This is a genomic window from Staphylococcus nepalensis, from assembly GCF_014635045.1.
GTDB lineage: Bacteria > Bacillota > Bacilli > Staphylococcales > Staphylococcaceae > Staphylococcus > Staphylococcus nepalensis.
The window spans coordinates 192310-217597 of record NZ_BMCF01000003.1 but is presented as its reverse complement, the minus strand read 5'-3'; the positions used below and the strand labels follow the sequence as shown (position 1 = coordinate 217597).

Annotated in this window: 25 protein-coding genes; 6 read left to right on the top strand and 19 right to left on the bottom strand. The window is 33.4% G+C overall.

The annotated features are described in order from the left end of the window. Positions 1 to 193: 193 nt before the first annotated feature. From IEU88_RS06615 to rpsF, 6 genes are all read right to left on the bottom strand, one after another. Positions 194 to 682: a GNAT family N-acetyltransferase gene (locus IEU88_RS06615; protein WP_103373256.1), complete on the bottom strand. Its 489-nt coding sequence runs from the start codon at positions 680 to 682 to the stop codon at positions 194 to 196. Between the two features lie 159 nt (positions 683 to 841). After that, complete coding sequence (locus tag IEU88_RS06610) at positions 842 to 1372, bottom strand: hypothetical protein (protein WP_103373255.1); 531 nt, start codon at positions 1370 to 1372, stop codon at positions 842 to 844. A gap of 135 nt (positions 1373 to 1507) precedes the next feature. Beyond that, the gene (locus tag IEU88_RS06605; protein WP_096811065.1) at positions 1508 to 1762 is read right to left on the bottom strand and encodes a GlsB/YeaQ/YmgE family stress response membrane protein; all 255 of its coding nucleotides are present in this window, start codon (positions 1760 to 1762) and stop codon (positions 1508 to 1510) included. Between the two features lie 392 nt (positions 1763 to 2154). Then, positions 2155 to 2397 (bottom strand): 30S ribosomal protein S18, encoded by a 243-nt coding sequence (gene rpsR / locus IEU88_RS06600; protein ID WP_042737618.1) that lies wholly within the window; start codon positions 2395 to 2397, stop codon positions 2155 to 2157. 49 nt (positions 2398 to 2446) lie between these two features. Beyond that, entirely contained in the window at positions 2447 to 2953 is a 507-nt protein-coding gene (gene ssb, locus IEU88_RS06595; RefSeq protein ID WP_096811066.1) for a single-stranded DNA-binding protein, read from the bottom strand. Positions 2954 to 2971: 18 nt separating this feature from the next. Further along, positions 2972 to 3277, bottom strand: coding sequence for a 30S ribosomal protein S6 (gene rpsF, locus IEU88_RS06590; RefSeq protein WP_096811067.1), 306 nt, complete (start codon positions 3275 to 3277; stop codon positions 2972 to 2974). A gap of 407 nt (positions 3278 to 3684) precedes the next feature. On the opposite strand from rpsF, the gene IEU88_RS06585 reads away from it, so the two are divergent. Continuing rightward, complete coding sequence (locus IEU88_RS06585) at positions 3685 to 4482, top strand: GH25 family lysozyme (RefSeq protein WP_096811068.1); 798 nt, start codon at positions 3685 to 3687, stop codon at positions 4480 to 4482. A 144-nt stretch (positions 4483 to 4626) separates the two neighbouring features. Here IEU88_RS06585 and IEU88_RS06580 read toward each other — a convergent pair whose 3' ends face one another. Continuing rightward, positions 4627 to 5133, bottom strand: a complete 507-nt coding sequence (locus IEU88_RS06580; RefSeq protein ID WP_229719037.1) for a PadR family transcriptional regulator — start codon at positions 5131 to 5133, stop codon at positions 4627 to 4629. Between the two features lie 102 nt (positions 5134 to 5235). On the opposite strand from IEU88_RS06580, the gene padC reads away from it, so the two are divergent. Further along, positions 5236 to 5736 (top strand): phenolic acid decarboxylase, encoded by a 501-nt coding sequence (gene padC, locus IEU88_RS06575; protein ID WP_115359589.1) that lies wholly within the window; start codon positions 5236 to 5238, stop codon positions 5734 to 5736. A gap of 111 nt (positions 5737 to 5847) precedes the next feature. Here padC and ychF read toward each other — a convergent pair whose 3' ends face one another. The 11 genes from ychF to IEU88_RS06520 all read right to left on the bottom strand — a co-directional run bounded on the left by ychF (position 5848) and on the right by IEU88_RS06520 (position 19085). After that, positions 5848 to 6945 (bottom strand): redox-regulated ATPase YchF, encoded by a 1098-nt coding sequence (ychF, locus tag IEU88_RS06570; RefSeq protein WP_096811071.1) that lies wholly within the window; start codon positions 6943 to 6945, stop codon positions 5848 to 5850. Continuing rightward, positions 6946 to 7161, bottom strand: a complete 216-nt coding sequence (locus IEU88_RS06565; RefSeq protein WP_096811072.1) for a DUF951 domain-containing protein — start codon at positions 7159 to 7161, stop codon at positions 6946 to 6948. It abuts the gene before it with no gap. 21 nt (positions 7162 to 7182) lie between these two features. Then, positions 7183 to 8067, bottom strand: coding sequence for a mechanosensitive ion channel family protein (locus IEU88_RS06560; protein WP_096811073.1), 885 nt, complete (start codon positions 8065 to 8067; stop codon positions 7183 to 7185). A 1096-nt stretch (positions 8068 to 9163) separates the two neighbouring features. Continuing rightward, positions 9164 to 9532: a Na-translocating system protein MpsC family protein gene (locus IEU88_RS06555; protein WP_096811074.1), complete on the bottom strand. Its 369-nt coding sequence runs from the start codon at positions 9530 to 9532 to the stop codon at positions 9164 to 9166. Between the two features lie 179 nt (positions 9533 to 9711). Further along, positions 9712 to 12318, bottom strand: coding sequence for a DUF2309 domain-containing protein (locus IEU88_RS06550; protein ID WP_103373242.1), 2607 nt, complete (start codon positions 12316 to 12318; stop codon positions 9712 to 9714). Between the two features lies 1 nt (position 12319). Next, positions 12320 to 13846 carry an NADH dehydrogenase subunit 5 gene (locus IEU88_RS06545; RefSeq protein ID WP_318270863.1) on the bottom strand — a complete coding sequence of 509 codons (1527 nt, stop codon included), beginning with the start codon at positions 13844 to 13846 and terminating at the stop codon, positions 12320 to 12322. A 424-nt stretch (positions 13847 to 14270) separates the two neighbouring features. Continuing rightward, a complete protein-coding gene (locus IEU88_RS06540) occupies positions 14271 to 14897 on the bottom strand; it encodes an ABC-2 transporter permease (protein WP_103373240.1) in 627 nt (208 codons plus the stop codon). Further along, complete coding sequence (locus tag IEU88_RS06535) at positions 14894 to 15739, bottom strand: ABC transporter ATP-binding protein (protein ID WP_103373239.1); 846 nt, start codon at positions 15737 to 15739, stop codon at positions 14894 to 14896. Before IEU88_RS06535 ends, IEU88_RS06540 begins: the two co-directional genes overlap by 4 nt. 465 nt (positions 15740 to 16204) lie before the next feature. Further along, positions 16205 to 17380 (bottom strand): ABC transporter permease, encoded by a 1176-nt coding sequence (locus tag IEU88_RS06530; RefSeq protein WP_103373503.1) that lies wholly within the window; start codon positions 17378 to 17380, stop codon positions 16205 to 16207. Further along, on the bottom strand, positions 17377 to 18057 hold the full coding sequence (locus IEU88_RS06525) for an ABC transporter ATP-binding protein (RefSeq protein ID WP_103373502.1): 681 nt from the start codon (positions 18055 to 18057) through the stop codon (positions 17377 to 17379). Before IEU88_RS06525 ends, IEU88_RS06530 begins: the two co-directional genes overlap by 4 nt. Next, the gene (locus tag IEU88_RS06520) at positions 18054 to 19085 is read right to left on the bottom strand and encodes an efflux RND transporter periplasmic adaptor subunit (RefSeq protein ID WP_103373501.1); all 1032 of its coding nucleotides are present in this window, start codon (positions 19083 to 19085) and stop codon (positions 18054 to 18056) included. Before IEU88_RS06520 ends, IEU88_RS06525 begins: the two co-directional genes overlap by 4 nt. 254 nt (positions 19086 to 19339) lie before the next feature. Here IEU88_RS06520 and IEU88_RS06515 point away from each other — a divergent pair, with 254 nt between their 5' ends. Both IEU88_RS06515 and IEU88_RS06510 read left to right on the top strand, forming a co-directional pair. Then, positions 19340 to 19954: a hypothetical protein gene (locus tag IEU88_RS06515; protein ID WP_103373500.1), complete on the top strand. Its 615-nt coding sequence runs from the start codon at positions 19340 to 19342 to the stop codon at positions 19952 to 19954. A 181-nt stretch (positions 19955 to 20135) separates the two neighbouring features. Then, positions 20136 to 20390, top strand: coding sequence for a hypothetical protein (locus IEU88_RS06510; protein WP_103373499.1), 255 nt, complete (start codon positions 20136 to 20138; stop codon positions 20388 to 20390). Between the two features lie 220 nt (positions 20391 to 20610). Here IEU88_RS06510 and mbcS read toward each other — a convergent pair whose 3' ends face one another. Beyond that, positions 20611 to 22188: an acyl-CoA synthetase MbcS gene (gene mbcS / locus IEU88_RS06505; protein ID WP_103373498.1), complete on the bottom strand. Its 1578-nt coding sequence runs from the start codon at positions 22186 to 22188 to the stop codon at positions 20611 to 20613. A 279-nt stretch (positions 22189 to 22467) separates the two neighbouring features. On the opposite strand from mbcS, the gene IEU88_RS06500 reads away from it, so the two are divergent. Both IEU88_RS06500 and IEU88_RS06495 read left to right on the top strand, forming a co-directional pair. Continuing rightward, positions 22468 to 23367, top strand: a complete 900-nt coding sequence (locus tag IEU88_RS06500) for a DUF5996 family protein (RefSeq protein ID WP_103373497.1) — start codon at positions 22468 to 22470, stop codon at positions 23365 to 23367. A gap of 491 nt (positions 23368 to 23858) precedes the next feature. Further along, the gene (locus IEU88_RS06495; RefSeq protein ID WP_103373496.1) at positions 23859 to 25262 is read left to right on the top strand and encodes an MDR family MFS transporter; all 1404 of its coding nucleotides are present in this window, start codon (positions 23859 to 23861) and stop codon (positions 25260 to 25262) included. The last annotated feature ends 26 nt before the right edge of the window (positions 25263 to 25288 follow it).

Genomic DNA, 25288 nt, shown 5'->3' with positions numbered 1-25288 from the left:
TCAAACTTGCTAAAATACATGGGGCCACAGTTGATGATTTAATTCGTTAATTACTTATTAATCATAAAGATAAGCCTATTCCGCTTCAATTCGCATATACATTTCCATTTATGTATAAAAAAAATGACGCAACCATACTATTGAATTTTATCATTCATTATGTTCATATTTCTCTACTTATATGCTTTATGATTTACTTTAGTATTAATTGGTAAAATGCTAAATCTAACCACTGTTCAAATTTATAACCAACACATTTTATATTCCCACATGCTTCAAAACCATATTTCTGATGAAGTTTTATACTTCCAACATTAGAAGCATCAATACCTGCTACGATTGTTTTAAAATTATTTTTTGTGATTTCATCAATTAATTTAGTTAATAATTGGGAAGCAATACCCTCATGACGTGTTTCGGGAGCAACGTAAATAGAATGCTCCACTGTATATTGATATGCTACCCAATTCCTAAATGGTCCGTATGTTGCAAATCCAACCACTTTACCGTTTTTAATGTAAACAAAAACAGGTTCCGCTTTTTCTAATTTCGAATAAAACCACGCTTCTCTTTCTGCTAATGTAACTGGTTCATATGTATAAACTGCAGTAGTGTTTAAAATCGCATCATTATAAATAGCTAAAATAGCTTGTAAGTCTGTTTGTTGTGCATGTCGTATCATAAAATATCACCTCTCACTTATTGTATATTGAATGTAAACCAGCAGCAAATTAATGTTAGAAAATATAACAAAAAACACTCATCATAACTGTCATCAGTTAGCAAATGAGTGTTGTCCATTAAATGATTTACATAAAAAAACGCATATACTTATCAGTTATTATTTATTAATAAATTGTAATTCATAAAGTGCTTTTTCTTCATACGTATTAAATCTATCTAGCTTACCATTTAACATAATCATTTTTTCTTTTCTACTTACATTATGGTAATAAGTAATTTTTATATTTAAATGAGACTCATAACCATTATTTTGAATCGTAGACTGTAATTCATCGAAAACATCTTTATTGATTGGTAACAAATAGCTTTCTTTACTAGGTAAAATACTCACATATTTTTTCTGAATTACACTATCTTCATCTAACAAAATTTCAATCTTAATGTCTTTAGCTGCGCCGCCTCCTAAATTATACATCTTTAAATAGTCTTGATGATTAAGAGAATCAGCGCTTGTATTAATCATTTGTAATTGGTTATCTTTATCTAGAGAAAGTAGAATCTGATTAAACCCTAAAGCAGGAATAAATGTGATTTTCATTTGATATAATTGAATCGAAACTGAAACAAAATAAAACAATGCCATTATAAATGTTCCTATAGAACCAATGGCGGAAATGATATTAATCATAATAAGCCACCTTTAAATTTAAAATTAGAGATGGTCGTTGATTACCGCAACGCTTTTTACAATTGTTCATCATTTTCTACCCGTTATATTAAGAAATTGTTGTATCATTCATTGGCTTTCCATTATATTGTGTCTTTATTTATTCTTTTTAAGTGCCCCAACAATAAGTGAAACTACAAAAATAAGTACGATAGCGCCGATAAGCGCTGGGAAGATTGGGACGCCGCCCCATACTGGTCCCCAAGTACCTAATAATCTGCTTCCTATAGCTGAACCGATAAGTCCAGCAATAATGTTTCCAATGATGCCTCCTGGGATATCTTTACCTACAATAGCACCTGCAATCCAGCCGATCAAACCACCGACAATAATCATTATTATAAAACTCATATGAATAATCTCCTTCTTAACTATAAATTTTAAGATACACGAATATTGCGATAATCAACATGAAAATACAATACCATATATACTTTTAATTCGTAAATAGCTATAAAATGCTAAATAAAAAAGACCCCTAATTAAAGGGGCCTTTATAACGGGAGTTATGAATCTTCTGCATACCCAAGGGCACACAGAAAACCCATCTCCTCATTTTCGCACACCCGAGGGCATGCAAAGTACATTATAAAACGCATTAGTAAGAATGTAAATCTTAAATTGATATTTTTTCTACTAAACTATAACACAATATTTAAGTTACTTCGTCCGCATTATAAAATAATGACAATACAAAAACCTCGTAAGCTTTCTGCCTACGAGGTTTACAGATACAATATTTATTATTGTTCTTCTTTAACATATGGTAATAATGCCATATGACGTGCACGTTTAATAGCTAAAGTTAACATACGTTGGTATTTAGCTGAAGTACCTGTTACACGACGTGGTAAAATTTTACCGCGTTCTGAGATAAAACGTTTTAATAATTCTGTATCTTTATAGTCGATATGTGTAATGCCATTTGCTGTGAAATAACAAACCTTTTTACGACGACGTCCGCCTCTTCTTGGTCCACCTGCCATGGTAACTGCCTCCTTTTAAAAAATTTTATATTTTATATGTTCACTATAATTAGAATGGTAAATCATCATCACTAATATCAATAGGTCCGTTTGCGTTCGCAAATGGGTTGTTTGATTGATTATGATTTGATGAATTATTGTTATTATTTTGATAAGAAGACGTGTTTTGTCCAGATTGTTGTCCACCAAAGTTTTGGAAATTATTATTTCCTTCTTGAGCATGACGCTGATTTTGGTTTTTAGGTTCAAGGAATTGAACACTATCACAGACAACTTCAGTCACAAATATACGACGACCTTCTTGGTTTTCATAGCTACGTGATTGAATGCGACCGTCAACGCCAGCTAAACTACCTTTGAATAAGTAGTTGCTTACATTTTCTGCTTGTTTTCTAAAAACAACGCAGTTAATGAAATCAGCTTCGCGTTCCCCTTGCGCATTTGTAAACGTACGATTTACCGCTAGAGTAAAAGTCGCAACACTCACGCCTGAGGGTGTTGTTCTATATTCTGGATCTTTCGTTAAACGACCGACTAAAACAACTCTATTTATCATTTAAACGACCCCCATTTATTATTTTCTTGTCTTATCTTCGTCTTCACGAATTACGATATAACGGATGATATCATCTGTAATTTTAGCTAAACGTTGGAATTCGTCAGTAGCTTCGTTATCTTCAGTTTGGATACGTACGATATTGTAGTAACCTTCACTGAAATCATTAATTTCATAAGCTAAACGACGTTTGCCCCAATCTTTAGTTTCTAAAACCTCTGATCCGTGAGAAGCTAAGATACCGTTGAAACGATCAACAACAGCTTTTTTAGCATCTTCTTCAATGTTTGGACGAACGATGTACATAACTTCATATGTTCTCATTTATAATTGCACCTCCTTGTGGTCTATACGGCTCACCATCTAATGTGGTAAGCAAGGAATAATTTTCATTACTCACAATCAAGAATTATAGCACACGCCTTTACATTTTACAATGATTAACAGACGTTCAAACGTATATTTTTTATTGAATGTTTCATATGAAACATCTAGAAATACGAGTACATTTAATGAAATTCCAAAATCACAATAAACGCATACTTTAAATCATGAACCCCATTTATATTTTATAAAAATTTCTTATTTATATAATTAAAAATCACTTGAGACAAACTTGATAAATAATTTTAATTCTACTAGCATGTCAAATATGTTCTTGTTTTATATGTTCTTGTAGCAAAAAACGCTTACATTATTTACATCATTCTATATTTAAAAAGGAGATTTATATGAGTTCAATAATCAGAAAAGGGTTTTTATCAATTAGTATTCTATTTGCAACTACAATGACTTTGAATGCTGCACATGCAGCTGAAGATACAGCTAACCAAAAAGGCACAATGGGCTACGGATACCAAAAATACCTTGACGAACATCCAGAAAAAGCTCAAAAAGAAAAACCTGAAAGTAGTTTTCGTTCTGAAGCTGGCACAACAGCTGCTGGAGAACGCGTCTTAGATATATCAGAATGGCAAGGTGACCTAACAGCTCAACAAGTAAAAGACTTAAAATCAAATTACGACTTTATTATTATTCGCGCCCAATACGGATCCGAAAAAGTTGACGCTACATTAGAACACAATTCAAATTTGTTAGATAAATATAACTTAGATTTCGGTGTTTATTCCTACAGCATGTATGAAAATCCAGAGGACGCACGATATGAAGCACAAACATTATATAACCGAGCACCTAAGGCTAGCTTTTATATTAATGACTTTGAAGAAAACACCGTAACATCTGGCACGACAGAAGAAAGTACTTCCGCATGGTATGATGAAATGCGCAGCCTTGCTGGTGATAAAAAAATCTTATTCTATTCTTATGAAAACTTTATGAAAGAACATGCTTCGGAATCTGTTGGTCAATATGATGGCTATTGGATAGCTAATTATAATCCAGGACAACCAACTCAAGAACATGTGTTATGGCAATATACAGATAGCTACGCATCACCTGAATTAAATCAAAATGTAGATGCAAATTATACTGGCCCTGGTGTAGATACATCATGGTTCACATCATAAGTGTTTTAAAATAACTGCACAATGTGTTATAAAAACATCCACAACATATAAGAAGCAAGGCAGTAATCCAATGTTTCTAAAATTGATTGCTGCCCTATTTTTATTTTGGGTACACATATATAAGCTCAAGTCTTTCTTTTTAATTTATATATCACTCAAACAAAAATCTAACCAATCAATATAAGCTTGTTCACGAAGTATTGCCTTTTTCACTATACGAATATGTTGAGCATCTTTAGTAGAATCAAGACTTTTAAAAATCGACTCTAAGTAACTCAGTTTTTCTAACTTATATGTTTGCTTACTTACTAAAAGATTTTTCTTCTCTTCAGCCTTTAAATAATCATAGAAGTAAACTTTAATTGCAAAAGGGTCTTTATTATTTTCTTCCTCATCTGCTGTTTCAATCCAATGGTATAAGGTTTTCTGACCTAACGGCGTAATACGATATATTTTTTTTGTTACCTTACTCGTTTCATCTACATCTGAAATAAAAATATGTTCAGATTCCAAAAGTTTTTTTAGTTCATTATATATTTGGCTATGTTTGGCAGACCAAATCTCCCCTATAACCTCACTGAATGATTTATAAATTTCGTACCCTGTTAAAGCTTGATGGTTTAATAAACCTAAAATTGTGTATTGAAGCACATTTTTCAATTTAATCACTCCCATTGATTTGACATGATTAGTATACAGATTTAACATGTAAAAGTAAACATGTAAGTAATTACATATAGGAGGTCGATCAGCATGTCTACATTAAAAGAATTTATTGGAATGCATATGATTTATACGTATGACAATGGATGGGAATACGAAATGTATGTTAAAAATGACCATACCATTGATTACCGTATTCATTCAGGCATGGTTGGAGGCAGATGGGTAAAAGACCAAGAAGCTGATATCGTTGAAATCATTGAAGGCGTTTATAAAATATCTTGGACAGAGCCAACTGGTACCGATGTTTCATTAAACTTTGTCCCTAATCAAAATCTAATGCATGGTGTTATTTTCTTCCCAAAATGGGTGCATGAGCGCCCAGATATCACCGTTTGTTATCAAAATGATTTCATTGGTTTAATGGAAACATCTAGAGAAAAATATGAAACGTACCCTAAATATGTTGTACCAGAATTTGCAAAAATTACTTACATTGGTGCACCTGGCGTGGATAATGAACAAGTTATTGCACAAGCACCATATGAAGGTATGCCGGAAGATATCAGACAGCACAAATTAAATTTCTAAAAATAAGTTAGAAGTACAAATTTTAATATTTAAGACAGCCGTATGATTAAATATTAAAATTATAAAAACCCCTATATATTACAAAATACGTAATATATAGGGGTTTTAAATTTAAACATTAAATCTAAAGTGAACAACGTCGCCATCTTTCATGATATATTCTTTACCTTCTAATCTTTGTTTACCAGCTTCTTTGGCACCATTTTCACCGTTAAATTCAACGTAATCATCATAACTTGTCACTTCTGCACGAATAAAACCGCGTTCAAAATCTGTATGGATAATGCCCGCACATTGTGGCGCAGTCATACCCTTAATAAATGTCCAAGCGCGTACTTCTTGTACACCAGCTGTGAAATAAGTCGCTAAACCTAATAAGTCATAAGTTGTTCGAATTAAACGATCTAAACCTGGTTCTTCAATACCTAGATCTTCTAAAAACATTTCTCTGTCATCAGCTTCAAGTGTAGCAATTTCTTCTTCAATCTTAGCGCTAATTACGATTACTTCAGAATCTTCTTTATCTGCATATTCACGAATTGCTTGAACTTTTTCATTATCTTCATCGCCTATTTCATCTTCACCTACGTTAGCGATGTATAGCATTTCTTTAGATGTTAATAATTGTGCTTGATTCACATATTTTTGATCTTCTTCAGTGAACTCTAAACTTCTTACTGGAGCGCCTTCTTCTAATGCTTCTTTAATTCTTGTTAAAATACGAACTTCATTTACAGCATCTTTATCTTTTTGTCTCGCCATTTTCTCTAATTTTGGTAGGCGTTTCTCAACTGATTCTAAATCTGCTAGTACAAGTTCCATATTAATCACTTCGATGTCTTCTATAGGATTCACTTTACCAGACACATGAGTTACGTTATCATCATCGAATGCACGCACAACTTGGCAAATGGCATCAACTTCTCGAATATGAGATAAGAATTTGTTCCCTAACCCTTCACCTTTAGAAGCGCCTTTCACAATACCTGCAATATCAGTAAATTCAAATGTTGTAGGTATTGTTTTTTTCGGTTGTACCATATCCGTCAATACATCTAATCTGCTGTCTGGAACCTCTACAATGCCTACATTGGGATCAATTGTTGCGAATGGATAGTTCGCTGCAAGTGCACCAGCTTTAGTAATTGCATTGAAAAGTGTTGACTTACCTACGTTGGGTAAACCAACGATACCTGCTGTTAAAGCCATTTAGTCATTCTCCTTGTTTTCAGTATCTTGATTAGATACTAGTATTTTTTTTAATTTTTTATTAAAAGTTTGTCTTGGAATCATAATACTTCTTTGACAATTTTCACATTTTATTCGGATATCTGCACCCATGCGAATAATTTTAAAACGATTTGTGCCACAGGCATGTTGTTTTTTCATTTCTACAATATCATTTAAACCGTAATTGGATGTCATTCTGTAACACCTCCGATCGTCTTACGCATTATTTTGTTGATTGGCTTCGTATTTTACCATCATTGGTTGTGGCATTTTAATTTCTTTAAGTTTGAATAGTTTCAATATTTCTTTTCTTAAAATGCGTGCGCCTGTAAAGCCTTCTCCAGGTATCGTCTCTGCAGAAATACGCAATACGATTTCATTATTTGTGATGGAATTTACACCCACAACCTCTGGCGTAGATATAAATAAATAATATTTCGAACGAATCGCTTCAAAGAAAGCATTTAATTCTTCTTCTACTTTATCAATATCTTCCTCTATAGAAACTGGGATTTCTACGATCGCTTCACCATTTATCACAGAGTAGTTCGTAATTTCACCGACACTACCATTTGGTAATGTCGTCAGTTCGCCAGAAATAGTATTAATGCGCATAGATCTTAACCCTATTGATTTAACAGTACCTTCTGCTACTGGAGCACCACCGTTACTAATTTTAACATAGTCTTCCACGTCAAATTGATTTTCAAAAATAATAAAGAAACCTGTAATGATATCTTTAACTACAGTTTGTGCACCAAAACCGACTGCTAAACCTACAACACCAGCACTTGCTATGATGCCTCCCACACTGATACCAAATTTACTTAAAATCGTAGTCAACACTATAAACCATACCACATACGAGACTACATTTTGTACTAATGATATTAAAGTTTTTGACCGCTTTTTATTACCATTTTTGCCTTTATTTTGAATTTTAAAGAACTGTGCGATACCTTTGTTCACAAAATGTAAAATAATCCATGCAGCCACTACATAAACAATAATCATTATTAGATTAGAGAGTAATGATTGATACGTTTCTGGTTTCAATAATGGTTCTATTATCGAATATAGAATATTTTTCACTTGATCCAACTATACTTCCTCCTTAACACATTGTCACTTTAGTTTATTATAACCTTTTTAAAGCTGAAACAAATCCAACTTTCGCTCTAAATTACGACCTTATCAATGATCTATGCCACTACGTTAACCTCATCTAGTTTATTAAAAATATAAGGATTAGCAAAGTGTTTAAGCATAATTATCACTATATTTTTTAATGTTTTTAGTTAAAAATAGACAAAAGAAAAAGAACCATAATTTAAAATTATGATTCTTTAACACCCAATAAGTAATATTACTACAAAAACACTTTGAAATAAAGCATTTTTTTGATTTTCTTTACCCCCCTCAACTACTCAATATCAATTTTATATACTTCTTTATCTATCAAGCACATTTTACACTAGTTAAAATAATAATTACATACATTCTAATTTCAATTAATTTATTATATTAACGCTCAGGAATATTTTTTGGCCATCTAGGGAATTTTCAACATAAACCAATATAATTATTATAATATTCAGATAAAGGGGGTGTTCACTATGTTAGCAACATTAGCAGAACAAGTTCTCAAATTAATTTTTGATCAAATTGAATAATCGCGTTTTACTTTTAAATATGAAGGAGTGATTAAAATGATTGAAAACATACTTGAACTCATTTTCAAAGATATTTTAAAATAGTAGATGTTTCTTTTAAATGAAATACTTACAATGGATAAGTATTCAGATTAAGGTTACATACATTTGAAAGGAGGGATATTATGGTAGGAGGATTATTACAAACAGTATTAGACTTAGTTTCAAGCATTTTACCTTTATAATTTTAAAGCATGGATAAAAATTATGATTCTTTAACACCCAATTATTTATATGAGGATAGCCATCTTTTAACAAACGATACTTCTGATTTCAATAGGTTATGAGTGCCTACTGACCCTTACATCAGTAGGTACTCTATTTTTGAGACTAACAATAAAAATGAGCCTAGGCAGCTTTTATGCCTTAGGCTCATTTTTATTGTTAGCAGTAATGAACTTGAATGAAACTATACTTGTACCAACAACCATCTGTTACTACATCCTATTATACAAAATTTCAAAACACTAAATTTGATAACGGATTTATTCAGCAATTTTTTTCTCAAGATTGTTGAAAAGTTTAAATATCATGACACGTTCACCTGTTTTAGAACTTAAATCAGTGTGAAAACCTTTAACTTCTTCACCAGTAATCGAGTAAATAATATCATCGAGTGCTTCAATACCAGATTCTACTAATTTTGATCTTGTACGTTTAATTGTTAATAATCCTTCATGCGTTTCGCAAACTTTATATTCAGCTTGTGTCAAAACGCCTTGTAAACTCACAATAATCATATCACGTAAAATATCTGTTTTTACAGAAAGCGAACCACGACCAAGGAAATCTTTTTCCCATTGTGTAATTGCTTTACTGATTTCAGACTCATAGGCACCTTTGGTTGTTTTCATGTCGTATGCATCTCCCATAGAATCAGAATGTCTTATCACATTATTTTAATAATGCTAACATTATCATTTTTGCATGTATTTCTCCATACTTATGCGCAATTACCAAGAAATTAATCTATCTAGTTGCCTTAACCATTCACTTATCTGCCACCATATCATTTTAAAATCATCTTGATAAATTAATTTAATGGCCAATCATGCCATTGACCAAATGCATCTATACTTGCTAATTTAACCCATCTGTTTAATACTTTTTGATAAAAATCATGATTATCGTTTAATATCTGTCTAATAAAATCATCCGGTGCTTGAACGACAATAAGGAGTCTGATAGGTGAATGATACATTTCATTATCTGCTGACATCACAGATTGCCAAGGTAGACCTGTCAATAAATCACTCGCATTGCCTTGCATCACGCCTATACCAGCTGTGATTGTTTGTGTCGTCTTACTGCCACTACCGTAGTAGTGAGGCGCTACTGTTGAAGCGTAGTATTGTAAATTAATCCATTGTGCTACAGTAGCTGGTCCACTAATTATATTAGCTAATATACTACCGTCACTATCTTGCTTCCAATCATAATTGTGTAAAAAAGATCGCCCTTTTAAATCACTATGTTTAGTTAAGTCACGTTGACCAATGATAAATGAAGCGTTTCTTGCTAACCCCCACTCAGGTCTAATTTCGCTCCAATCATTTGTTAAGCGATGTACTTCTTTTAAAGGGTCTTTTTTAAACAAATGATTGTCTGGCAAAGCTTTCAAACGCTGCTCGTTTGCTCTATAGCTAATATCAGGCATAACTGCTTGTATTTGATTAAAAGCATTTTGCGCAGTTTCAGATAAATTAGGCGTATATATCCAATCTAACTCATCGATAGAAGTTTGATGTTCTGCTGCTACAAAAACAGTATCTTCTGGGATAACGATGCCTTCAGTTAATAAGGACGCCCTTACTTCTGGTAAATTACATAATTGCGCCAATACTTTTGCATTAAATCCACTTGCTGCACCGCCACACGCCCCACAGTCTAACGAGGAAGCATAGGGATTGTTCGCACTTTGACTTCCATGGCCACATAACACCACTAACGGCGCAAAATGAGAAGTCAGTCCCATTAAACGCAACGCCTGATGCACATACGCTACTTTCTCTTTTTCTGTAAAACCAACTGGCATACCTTCTTCAGTATGGTTACAATGTTGCAACGATAAAGTTGTATCATTTGGTTTTTGTAGCCAACCCGCGTAAAATTTTCTAATTAATTTACCAACAGGTCTGGGTGTAAAACTACGTGAAAACATTTGAAGGGTTAACCAAGGTCCACTTAATTCTGGTAATAGCAAACTAGGCAAAGCGTTTTGCTTCATTTTCTTAAATGTATACGTTATTGATTTAAGTATATGCTGATGTTGGCGAAAAGTAGTAGGTTCTTTTTCGTGTGTGTACTCTTTAATTTTATGTTGAGGCTGGTTCATCACAGGTAAAGAAGGATGACTATGTTCACTTCCTAACGCTTCCTTTACAATAGGCAAACCAAAGAAGCCTGCAATACCAATTGTCTCAAATGGCCCCGCCGCTTCTATTTGCCGACGGAAAGGTTCTGAACGCACATCGATACAAAATGCCATTTGCACTTGTATTGTGTGCTGTTTGTGCTCAACGTTTTGCTCCGATTCAACAGCGGTTTTTAACTGTTTTTCATAAGTTGCTTCCCAAGCTTCTAGTAACAATTTTTTACAAATTTGCGTTTCAAAATGGATCGCAAAATCAATATACACCTTTTGTTGAGATACGGATAACTGGTCCCATTGTTCAGTTGTAAACAGATCGGTATGAATCCAATTTTCCCTAAATTCATCAACTGAATATTCAAATTCATAATTTGGCTCTGTTGCAGGCAAATAAGGTTGAACGATAGCCCATTCTAAGCCAACACGAATCGCTAAATAGGCTAATAGCAATTGATATTCAGTGTGATGATATTCATCTTGCCATAGCATCATGCCAGCCCACCCAGGCAACGCTAATAAATGATTTTCTAAATAGGATTGTATCTGGCCCTCCGACACTCCTAATGCTTCTAAACATACTTCAAGTAAATCTTCAGCATTATCTGGTAAAGTCTTCAGACGTGTACGCTGTTTTTTAGATAACGCAGGATCATGTTGAACAAGGCGTCTCCATGCAACAAACAACCCTTGGTCACGGTTGGGCATTGTCCAACCCGATTGGGCATCGTCAAGGTACAATTTACACCATTTAATTACATGATAATCTACTATATCTATTAATTTTTTATCGTTTTTATCAGTGATATACGTACTCACTAATGATGTTGTATTCATGTCATCTGTTTTATTTAATGCGTTCGTACGATGGTTTGCTATGTCTTGACTTTCTGAAACACGATTCAATACTGTTAAGTGAGCTAAATCTAGAGATTTTCTAGCATAAGTTTCAACGTGATTTTTATCTATGGAAGGGTTTATTTGTTTTAACCACTGTTGTAACTTAAGTTCAATCTCACGGTCACCTATTTCATTACGCTCATATGCCTGTTTAAATGTATTAAATGTTGGATAGATATCTACGTCACGTACTTTTTTCAACCATTGTGCAATATTTTCAAATGTATATTGCTCTAAATTGGCCCATGGGTTTCTTGCAGCAAATACTGAAATAGGCGATAAAGGCACAATGACCCTGCTTGCTTCAGAGATGATATGATTGATATCATCCGTATATTGGTTTTGGTTTGTTATGACTTTATTCATTCCCATTTTAGCGGCCTCCTTTTGATAAATAAGACTTAAGATAATTAGGATGACGTTCAACTGTTTCAGCTTTTGCGTCACCTAAACGCACAATCCACATATATAAAATTGAAAATGCTACAGTAGAACGATTGTGTGCCACCCATGTACTAATTAAACTGCCTAACAATAAAATAAGCGCTACAAGAACCACGATAATTGTAGGAGGTTGCGCACTATGCAATGTCATTGTATATAATGCATCAGCAAAATAATGATGGACTAAGAAGTATACACCACCGACAACAATTAATACTGTCAAACCGACAACACGCCCTAAACGACCTTCTCCAAACGCAACTAACTGCGTCCACGATACAGATAACGACCAGGCTAAGATAAGACCACTCACAAGGCGATAACCTTCTTCTGGCGCGCTTAACCAAAAGCCTAATCCAATAACGATTGCTAAAATACGCCCACTTACAATCCATACATAGGACATTCTTTCATTTGCACGACTTGGCACACTAAAATGGCGTACCGCTGATCCAGAACGAAGGAATAATGTAGCTTTGAATAAACCATGTAAAATTAAATGAATAATAGCTGGAACATATGCCCCCAGAGCACATTGGATAAGCATAAAACCCATTTGGCCAATCGTTGATCCTACTAGTAAACGCTTATAATCCACATGTATTAAGCTTATACCTGCACCTAACAATACCGAAACACTTGCAAAAAACAATAAAATAATAGCTGCTATATCGCCGCTAAAGATTGGTGAAAATTTTGTTAACATGATACCCCCAGCGTTAACGATACCAGCATGCATAATAGCAGAAACTGGCGTCGGTGCGGCTACTGACTCGATTAGCCAACGTTGGAAAGGCCATTGCGCCGCTGGAATCATAACTGCTAAAACAATGAGTAAATTAACGCCGAATTGACCCCAGCTGCTTATAATAGATAAATGTGTCTCATCTAGCGCAGTAGAATAATGCCATTCCCCTGTCAATATACCAATCCATAATACTGCTAAAAGTAACGCTATCCAGCTTAATAAAAATAATTTTGCTGTCACCTTAGCTGCAATACGTGTCACTTGCCATGCATTTGTCAATCTAATTAATAGCGTAAGCCCTAATAATGTGATTCCCCAACAAACTACCATGATTCTCATGTCTGCAGTCAACCAAGCTAATGCCGCAAAAGTAGTCGTAAAAGTAAATAAAGTGAAATATTTTTTATAACTTTTATCTCCTGCCAAATAGCGAATACAATAGCGTTGAATAACCAAACCGATGACTAAAACAAAGCCTGCCATTAACCATGACAATACATCCGAACACCATACACCTACTTCTACATTTTTCTGTGAAAAAATAAGACCTAAACATGCAACTAAAGCTGGTAATGCTACAAAATAAATATGTATACGTGCATATTTAGGTGTGATTTTTTTGATTAAGAAAAAGAGACTACTCAAAATAGAAACAATTAATGTTATAAATAGCAATGCTAACAATGCATTCGTATTAATTATGATCATCACGCTACCTCCTTTGATACAACTTCTAAATTTACATCAGCGCAAAATGTCCATTTGCATAATCGTTGGGATTTACATTTTCCATAGAAAAAGCCGACAATTAATAACAAATCGATATTGATTCATTATTATTGTCGGCTTCATTACAACTCACATCATTTTGTGTTTTGCGCTGCTACCTATTAAATATTTATTTATGTTGAAGTTCATTTTTTAATGTCGTACTGTGAGACGTACAATTCTTAATTTCCACTGATATTCATACACTTTTTCAATTTACCAATACAGTTCAATTAGCAACTTGCTAAAGCATGATTTACGTAGAAAACAGAGAATAATATGCCTAACATTTTAGTTTTCAATATTAATAAGATATAACGATTATTCGTGTTTGTCAAGAAAGACTACATGTTACTATGTTGTTTTACAATGCTTTATGTTTAAACACATGTTTAGAAGTAATAAACGAAAGCAACATAACGATTAAACCGAACACTGCAAATGTGCCACCATACCAAAGATTTTTACTGACTTCACTTATCATATCCCCTGAGCCAGAGAATAAGGCTAATAAGCCAAAATAGTAAACGAAAAATACAATCACTACTATAATAGAAACAATCATAAAGATTACATTAGATTTCTCAGCACCTATTTTAAAAGTAAACGGGAAAATAAGTGAATATAATGCAATAAATCCAATGCCCAGCATTGCAGAATTAATGCCTGTAACGATACTATCTGCCACAATAGCATTGATTACAAGGGACACGATCATACCCATGAGTGCCAATATACTGTAAAAAGCAAAGTGACTTGCCACATAAGTATTTCGACTATAAGGTAACGTTGACACAAAATACATCCATTTTGAATCCTTTTCATCCTTTAAATTATCTGTTGCTGGAGAAACTAAAAAGATCATAGGCATAAAACTAGCGATTAATGGATTGGAAAATGAGAAAAATAAACAAATTGGAATACTTAATAACAAATATGTATAAATGGATTTTTTATTCGTAAAATAATAACTCATTAAGTAACCTTTCATACTAACTCTCCTCTCATTAATATTTTCGTCGCGTCATCAATTTGTTCTATAGATTGTGCTATATCTATTTCATCTTTGTTATTGATCAGTGCTTTACCTGAGCCTTTATGTATACGATAAGCTATAACAGCACTTTGATTTACATCAAATTGCCCCTCTTCAAAAGTAACAACGCCATAATCGTTTAATAACGTTTCTTTTTGTTCTTGCAATAAAATGCGACCATTTTTCATAAATATTAATTTATCAGCAAGTGTTTCTATATCTTCTGAAATATGTGAAGAAATAAGAATCCCATTACCTTTATCTACGAAGTCTTCAAGTATTTCTAATACTTCTTCGCGCCCTGAAACATCCATCCCTGCCGTTGCTTCATCTAAAATTAAAAGTTTACTATCATGTGACAATGCAATCGATAGCGATATTTTCATGCTCATTCCACGTGAGAATGTCTTAACTTGACGTTCTTTAGGTAATCCAAAATTTTCAAGCATATCAAAAAAGTGCTTTTCATCCCAAGTACGGTAAATGTTGGCAAATACTTTGCTAATTTCTTTAGCATTCAGTTTATTTGGAAGACGAAGGTCATCAAACACGACACCCATATGTTCTTTATATGTATATTCACGGTTCGTTATAGATTCATCAAAAAATTGAATTTCACCTGAATCTGCAAACCGGTTTCCAACTAATGTATTGATTAGCGTTGATTTACCAGAACCATTTTTTCCAATAAGCCCAACCACTGTGTGAGGTTCAATCGTTAAATTAATTTGATTAAGATTAAAATCAGAATCAGCATAACTTTTACTTAAATTTTGTACATTTAGCAAATATGTCATTGTTATCCCCTTATCTTTTTTATCATTTAAAACAATATAAATGGTTTAACATTAAACAACTTATAAATTAAACATAATATAATCCATTAAAACAAACAATACATTTTTATAAAAAATCGATTAAAAATTGATTTAAGTATTAATAAAGTATAACTTGCATATGTATTCAAACGTAAATTTAGTGAAACAAAGAAAAAGACGGGATAGTCGTCTTATATTACTAATAAGATTGCATTACCCCGTCGATACTTCAATAACTAAGAAGCAAACACAAACGCTATGGCACTTGCAGAACTACTACGACTAGCCGATTAAATGAACTAAAACTTATCGATCTATAGCACTTTAGTCATTCTACAAATGTTTGATATAAGACTACCTTTCAACCTGGCGCCTACTATCAGCGTCATCTTCGAAACTGAGACATTGATATAGGTATGGTTCAGTTTCGAGTTATTCCTGTAACTATTTAATAATATCAATCAATTCTTTCTTAGACGCTGAACGTGCCGGAATCCAACCAAACACAATGCCTATCAACGTTGAAACACCTACTGCAATAAGAACCGAGCTTAGGCTGACCGCACTCTTAATATATTCTGGTGTTACAGCATCTACAAGACTTGCGACAAGTATTCCTATGATTAGACCAATAATACCGCCAATGACACATAACACAACGCTTTCCACCAAGAATTGAATTTCAATATCTCGTCCTTTTGCACCAAAAGCACGTCGAATGGCAATTTCTTCCGTACGTTCAGTTACAGAGATATACATTACATTCATTACACCTATGCCAGCGATAAATAATGAAATACCCGCAACAGCAGCCACAAAGTAAGTAATACCATCAAATACTTTGTTGATATTTTTCATAAACGCTTCCATATCTGTATAAGTATAACTACCTTCACCTGCGCCTGAACCTTTTTTATTCAAAGCTTTAGCCACTTTATCTGCAACTTCTTTTTTATCGGCGTCATCTGTCAATGATAATTGAAGTGATGGGTAATCTTGTGTTAAATAGCCCATATATCTGTCAAATGTGTTGGCAGGCATATTTACAGCTGATGGGTTCATCGCATCATTTACAATACCTACTACTTTAAAACCTTGATCGTCAATATATAATGTCTTACCAATTGGCTCATTATTGAACACATCTTTAGCAATTTTATCATCCACAGTGACGACTTTTTTATTTAATTCATTATCATCTTCATTAAAACCGTCACCTTTTTCAGGACGCGTCATTTCTTTTTTCTTTAAAATACTAATATCGCCTTTTTTCTGCGCGTTAGTCATCTTAGCTGAATAACCTTGGTCTTCGGTCTCTTTAATTTTTGCATCGGTAACACCGTTAACTTGTTTAGCAATATCTATATCTTGCTGACTAAATGGATTTTCCTTTGCGCCTTCGCCATCACTTTTCATATAATTCACTGTTGCTGAATCTTTACCTGCGCCAGTATCTTCAAATTGTTCTGAGGCCGTTTGTTTAAATCCGTTACCTAGCGACATAATTGTGATAACTGCAGCAATACCGATAATAATGCCAATCATCGTGAAGATATTACGCCGTTTATTTTTTAAAATGGATTTGAATGAAATAGCGATGATATTTGATAAGTTCTTCATTCAACCACCTCTTCTCTTTGGACACGACCATCGAGGATATGAATGATACGATCTGCCTTGTCTGCCACTTTACGGTCATGCGTCACGAGAATCATCGTCGTATTATGCTCTTTATTTAATGCCATAAACAATTCAATGATGTCTTTTGAGGTTTTTGAATCCAGTGCGCCAGTTGGTTCGTCAGCAATAATAAATTTAGGGTTATTAATAATCGCACGTGCAATCGCCACACGTTGTTGTTGTCCTCCAGACAATTGATTAGGCGCTAAATTTTCTTTATTGTATAGCCCAACATCATGTAATGTATTGGATACTTTAGTTTTACGCGCTTGTGCTCCAAGTCCTGCATAAACTAGAGGAATACTAACGTTTTCTAAAACAGTATTATTTTGAATTAATTTAAAGTTTTGGAACACAAACCCAACCGTCTTGTTTCTGATTTCTGCTAATTCATTGTCTGAACTTTCTTTATAATTTTCACCTTTAAATAAATAATCGCCTTCATAAGCTCGATCAATAAAACCTAATATATTGATTAATGTACTTTTACCTGATCCTGAAGGCCCCATAATGGCTATAAATTGACCTTCTTGAATGCTAATATTAATGTCTTTCAAAATATGGTTTGTCTCATCGCCATTTTGAAAATGTCTATTGACATCTACAAGTTCTATCATGATGACACCTCAACTTTGTCTCCATCATTCATAGATTTTTTAGGGTTTTTAATCAGTTTATCGCCGGTTTTCAGACCTTCTTTCACGAAAATTTCCCCATTAACTTTATCAATTTTAATGTCTCGTTTTTCTACTTTATTACCCTTACCTACTACAAATACATTATTATCTTTCGTTAATACTGATTTTGGTAATTTAATCGCATCTAATGGTACTTCGACATCTGTTGAATAGCCAGCACGTACGGGAATATCGATATTATCAATAACGATGGTATATTTTGATGTGTCTGAGTCTTCGCCACTACTTGGGTCCGAAACTGGGTTTGAAGCTTGCGTACCGCCGCCTTCTTCACTACTTGAATCAGTAGCTACTGCGCCGCTACCACCTTTATTCAAGCGTTCTTCATAACTTTTAGGTAATTCTGAAATTTTCTGTATTTCACCTTTGCCTTTTTTACCAGTACTTGTTACTTTGACGTCTACTTGATCGCCTTCTTTAATTTTCCCAAGGTCAAACTCAGTCACTGTTGCTTTAATTTGTGGTTCATCTCCAACAAGTTGCAAAATAGGTTCGCCATCTGAGACGTGATCCGTATTTTTAATATCTACTTTGCCATCAAATGCAGCATAGATACTATCATTAACTTGACGATCATATTGATTTAGTTGTTGCTGCGCTTCCGCTCTCTCATTTTCATTTTTAGCGCTATCCACTTTATCAATTAATTGTTGGCGCTTATTATTATTAATTTCATAATTGATAAGCGGATCGCCTTCTTTAACTGATTGACCGTCATCAACTTGTGTACTTACATATGTACCTAATTGACTGTTGTTATTGTATGTTTTTACTGATTTAGGTGACGCCTTACCTTCTAAATTGAGTGGGCTCTCTTTTTCTACCTTATATGTATCATAGCCATTATTATCTTTCGAACTGTTGTTTGCTTGTCTTAAAATAAGTGCAATTGCAATTAATAAAATAATTACAATAACGGCGATGGCCCACGTCCACTTTTTCTTCAATTAGTAAACACTCCTTTAAAATATATTCATTTTAGATACTATCACAAACACACAATAAAAAATATAATGCATAACATGATTTTCTACACAATATTTATTTAAAAATATAAACCTAACAATATTGTAATGTTAAAATGTGAATCTAAGTTAATTTATTATTTTTAATTTTATTTAATTTTTTTCTTAAAACTGTTTGAAAATATTGTAGGTAATGTTATGATTTGGAAACAATACATATAGGGGGCAAGGGACAGATGGAGAATTCTAATTTACCATTTTTACAACACTTTTCAAATTTACGCGAAAACCCTAAATGGGGGCTTAAACTGATCCTTTCTATTATCGTGGCAGCACTTTCTGCAGCTATCGGTGCCATGTCAATTGATTATAATGAAATATATCAAGAAGCAGGTGCGAATGGAGAAGCCATGGACATGGATATGGGCATGATCGGATTAATCGTGGGCATTGTTGGCGGCGCTTTTAGTAGCATTATAGGTATCGGCGTTACATTTGTAATCTTTTTAATTATTTCCAAAATAATGAAATCAGATGCAGGTGCAAAATCAATCTTTTCTGCAACGTTAAGTTTCTCTTTAATCACTGGCATCGTTGGGTTAATTGTTGTATTGATTCAATGGGTTGCAGGTTTATCACTGTTAGATTACAACATTGCAAGCCTAAACATTTTTGATAAAGGAAACCAAATGCTAGGTGCGTTAAATTTACAAACACTTATTGATGCATATGTCTTTGGTATTATGCTATTTGCAACAAATCGCCTATCTAAAAAGGCAGCTATGATATGGGCAATTGCTTACATTGTCGTATCAGTTGGCTTTGCTTTAATAGGTGCAAGTTTCCAATAATGAATATTTCTATCAAAAAAGCCTGAAACATTGTTGTTTCAGGCTTTTTTGATTAATAAGTTTACTTATGTAAAAATAACGATTAAACATATTTTACATAAGCATATTCACTAATGATTCAACTCGTTTAAAACTTATTCTAATAATAAAATTTTGTGAATGGCTTAAGGAGGAACGCTTTATGGCCAAAAATTCAAAAATAGACAAGTTCCTTTTGAGAAGCTTAGTTATTGTAATCATCTTGTGTTTTGGAACATTATTTTTACATATGTTTAATATCGTTAATGACACTGTATACTTAATTGCTTCAATTATTATGTCACTATTGATTGTCATGAGTGGTGTGATACATCTATGGGAGAAACAATTGATTCGCGGTATCATATTCACATTAATTGGTATCATTTTGTTAATAAGTAATATAGGTTTTATTTAAGTGCACCAGGTAAATAGACACTTATCTAATCGTTTTATATGCTTATTTACGATATATTAACAAAGTTATAGTTTTTATATACGTCATAACGAAATATATAAATCCAACCATCTGATGACATGAACCATTAACAAAAAATCCCGACGCACTGTTAAACAGTATGCCGGGATTTTTCTATTGCTATTCTACTTAAATGTTTCCTTCATAAACTAGAATTAAATTATAAATACTTCGCTTTTTCCGCTTCTCTTAGCTCAATACGTCTTATTTTGCCAGAGTTGGTCTTAGGCAAGTCTTCAACAAACTCAATTGCTCTTGGGTATTTATAAGGTGCAACGTCTTGTTTAACAAAATTTTGTAATTCTTTGATTACACTTTCGTCCCCAGTAATGTGATCTTGCAAGATCACAAACGCTTTGACGATATTTCCTCTGATTTCATGTGGACTAGCTACTACTGCACATTCTTTAACGTATGGATGTTTTGTAAGTGAATCTTCAACTTCAAACGGCCCAATTGTATAACCAGAACTGATAATAATGTCATCTTTTCTACCTTCGAACCAGAAGTAACCATCTTCATCTAATTTCGCTAAATCACCAGTAATAAAGTATTCACCAATTTGTGGCTCAGCAGTACGTGCTTCGTCTTTATAATAACCTTTAAACAAAGCAGGTAAATCTAACGGCACTGCGATATTCCCTACTTCATTTGGTTGTGCAGGGTTACCATCATCATCTATAACTGTAACGTAACTACCAGGAATGCCTTTACCCATTGATCCAGGGCGTCCTTCAGTGTCTTTTAAGAATCCGATCAACAATGTGCTTTCTGTCTGACCATAACCATCTCTAACTGTTAAATTAAAGTTTTGTTTGAATTTATCAACAACTTCTTTATTTAATGGTTCACCTGCAGATACGGCACTATGCAAATGTGCTAGTTTATAATTTGTTAGATTGGGTGACTTAGCCATTAAACGATATTCTGTTGGTGTACAACATAATACATTGATGTCGTACATTTCTAGTAATTCAAGATATGTCTCTGCATTAAATTTACCGTTATAGACAAATGCTGTCGCACCTGATCCTAAAATTGATAAAAATGGGCTCCATACCCATTTTTGCCAACCTGGCGCTGCAGTTGCCCAGACCGTATCATCTTCTACAATACTTAGCCAATGTTTAGGCGCCATTTGTAAATGCGCGTATCCCCAACCATGAGAGTGCACAACTGCTTTTGGATTTCCTGTAGTACCTGAAGTATATGATAATAAAGCAATATCTTCTTTTGAAGTTACTTCAATTGTAAGCTCATCTGAAGCTTCAGCTTGTTCATCTTCAACGTTTATCCAATTTTCTACTTTGTCACCAACAATAAATTTAAGTAATGACTCATATTCTTTAACATCCTTAAATTCTTCAACGCTGTCACTGGTAGCTAAAATTGCTTTTACTTCACCATGCGTAATCCGATATTGCAAATCTTTAGTGCGCAACATTTCAGAACTAGGGACGATAATAATACCTAATTTTAATGCTGCTAGATAAACTTCATATGTCTTAATTGCACGTGGCAGCATAACTAATAATTTGTCACCTTTTTTTAAACCATATTTTAAAAACATATGTCCAATTTTATTAGCATTATTAATAAGTTGGGTATATGTCGTATCTTCTTCTTTACCACTTTGATCCCTGAAAATAATTGCTTTTTTCGATGGATTGGTTGCATATTTCTCAATTTCACTAACTATATTGTATTTTTCTGGAGCAATTAGATCTGCTTTATTCATTTGTTACTCTCCTTAAATCGATCATTAATTTTGTAATATGCGATGTAATATGAAATTACATTGATTCTGATTATTCTGAAAATAAAAACGCATGAGTATGCCTTTCTAACAGAACAAAAAGTTATTACATATCTACTTAGCTTATATACCTAAATCATTTTAACATTATAACAAATGATAATCTAATTTACTTCATCTAAGCATTTGTCGTATTGGTTTCATACTTGTATTTTGTGGTAAGACATTTATAGCAAAAACTTTATTAGGTGGTGCGGCATTATGAAGATTAAAGATTGGGAAAATGAAAAAGATACACTACACTTATTATCACAGATTTTGGGGAAATATAAATTAGAAGCAAATTACCAAGAACCTCAATGGTCTCACGTCACTCTTAATATAAATGTTCAAGGCTTTTGTACAGGTATGTTAAATTATAAGACACATACCTTCTCACTAGAAGTTAATTTATTACAACATCAAATTGAAATAGTAGTTGACCAACACATAAATGATATCGATTTAGAAAATGGAAAAACAATACAATTTTATTACAACCAAATTGAAACGATTTTAAACCAATTAGGTATTAACTTAAAAATCAATACGCTGCCCCAAGAAGTAACTCATCCAATTCCGTTTGAAAAAGACGACACACATCATCACTATGAACCTAAAATAGCTGAAAAAGCTTTAGATTTAATGAAATTTGCCTATCATGCTGAAGCGAATTTTATTAACAGCTTAAGAGTAAGAAAATCAAAACCGGGGTTATTCTGGGGAACTTTTGATATTTCATGCATTATTGTAAAAGATAAAGCTGCACCATTTGGAGATGATTCTAAAGTCATTGAACGCGCAGCCTTCGATGAAGAAATGATTGAATTTGGTTTCTGGTTTGGTGATGAACAGTTTGAAGGTCCAACATGTTTTGTCTTACCTTACCCTTTTGCAGACCAATCGTTTAACGCAGATCATCATTTCCCAGAAAATAGTTATTTCGATAAACAATTAATGGAGTTTATTTTTGAGCACGCCCATCACCATCATGTTGATACTATTACTCAATTTTTCAAAGCATCTTATTTAAAATTTGCAGATTTTTTAAATTGGACAAATATCGATTATGTATTTACGCCTTTAAAAATGAAACCCAATTACTTAGATGATAAATCGTGACGCCTGAGTAACTTTAACTATGAGATGCATCTTAGGAACATAAACTTAAAGTAATATGCTCTTTTAAAATATTACACTGGATAGCAGCAAACTTTCTCAAAAATAAATCTATAACAGTATTTTAAAAAACTTATTCTTTTAAAGTGGTAGCCAGTTATACATGCGTCTTAATCCATGCAGTCATTTATGAAGGTAATCAGCATGGTACTTGTATTTTTTCTAGTTATTCTTGCTGGAGCGGGCTCCCGAAACTATTTTGGAAAATATGGTTTCTCTCCCGCTTCCTTCTTTATATATAATCTTTTTACATACACCAACTGATGTTAAATAACCAATTCGAATTGTATTGCAATATAAGCAAATGTACTTACATGCATATTTAAACACAATGATAAATAAATTTTTAAAAAGTAAGTTCAACCTTTAGCTTTAACATACGACAAGTGATATAATGTTTTGATGTGTAATTTGTTAAGAAAGAAGTGAGTATATTGACAGAAACCGGAACATTCCATATTGAAAAAAGAATCCCTCTGTTTATAGTTCTATTGTCAGGGGCTTTTATAACTATTTTAAACCAAACTTTACTTGGTACAGCGTTGCCACCCATTATGAAAGACCTTCAAGTATCAGAAAGTACAGTTCAATGGTTACAATCTATATTTATGTTAGTAAACGGGATTATGATTCCTGTCACTGCATTTTTAATTGAGCGCTTTACATCGAGGCAACTATTCTTAACTGCAATGAGTATCTTTGCAGCAGGTACGCTACTCTGTGCTATTGGAATTGATTTTTCAATGCTATTAATTGGACGTGTCCTTCAAGCTGCGGGCGCAGGTATTATGATGCCGCTTATGCAAACTATTCTATTTTTAACTTTCCCTAAAGAAAAACGCGGTACAGCAATGGGTCTATTCGGACTTGTTATCGCATTTGCTCCAGCAATTGGACCTACCTTATCTGGTATATTAGTTGAACACCTATCTTGGAGAAGTGTCTTCTATGTAGTATTCCCTATCGCGATTGTTATTATTATCGCTTCCATTTTCTTATTAAAAAATGTTACAGAAACAACGCATCCAAAATTAGATATTGCTTCAGTTATCTTATCTACGCTAGGTTTTGGCGGATTACTATATAGTTTCAGTTCTGTTGGTGAAGCAGGTTGGGGAAGTATTCAATTTATTGTACCTATCATTGTTGGTGTCGTTTCACTCGTTATATTTATTCGCCGCCAATTAAATTTAAAAGAACCAATGCTCGAGTTTAGAGTGTTTAGTTACGGTATTTACACATTAGGTACTGTACTAAGTATGTTTGTATTCGGCGTATTAATCGCAACGAACATCATCTTACCACTATACATGCAGAATATGTTAGAATTCTCTGCATTAGAATCTGGTTTAGTATTACTTCCAGGGGCAATCATTATGGGTATGATGAACCCTATTACTGGTTATCTATTCGATAAATTTGGTGGCAAGTGGCTCGCTCGTATTGGCTTATTTGTATTAGTTATTTCAACATTACCATTTACAGTGTTAACAGAACATACAAGCTTTACGTATCTTGCTACTTCAAACGCATTCAGAATGGTTTCAATCGCTATGGTTATGATGCCTATGACTACATTAGCAATCAACCAATTACCAAACGATTTGATCGCACATGGTACAGCGATGAACAACACATTTAGACAAATGGCTGGTGCAATTGGTACAGCAGTTTTCATTACTATGATGTCTGTTTCAGCAATACCTTCAGAAGGTATGGTTGGTATGATTCATGGTGTAAATGTCACATTCATTACTGCTACAATTATTTCAGTTATTGCACTGCTATTATCATTTAAACTTTCTGATGACAGTAAGCCAAAACGTCGTACATTATAATTCATAATCGTTATCAAAACCTCGTA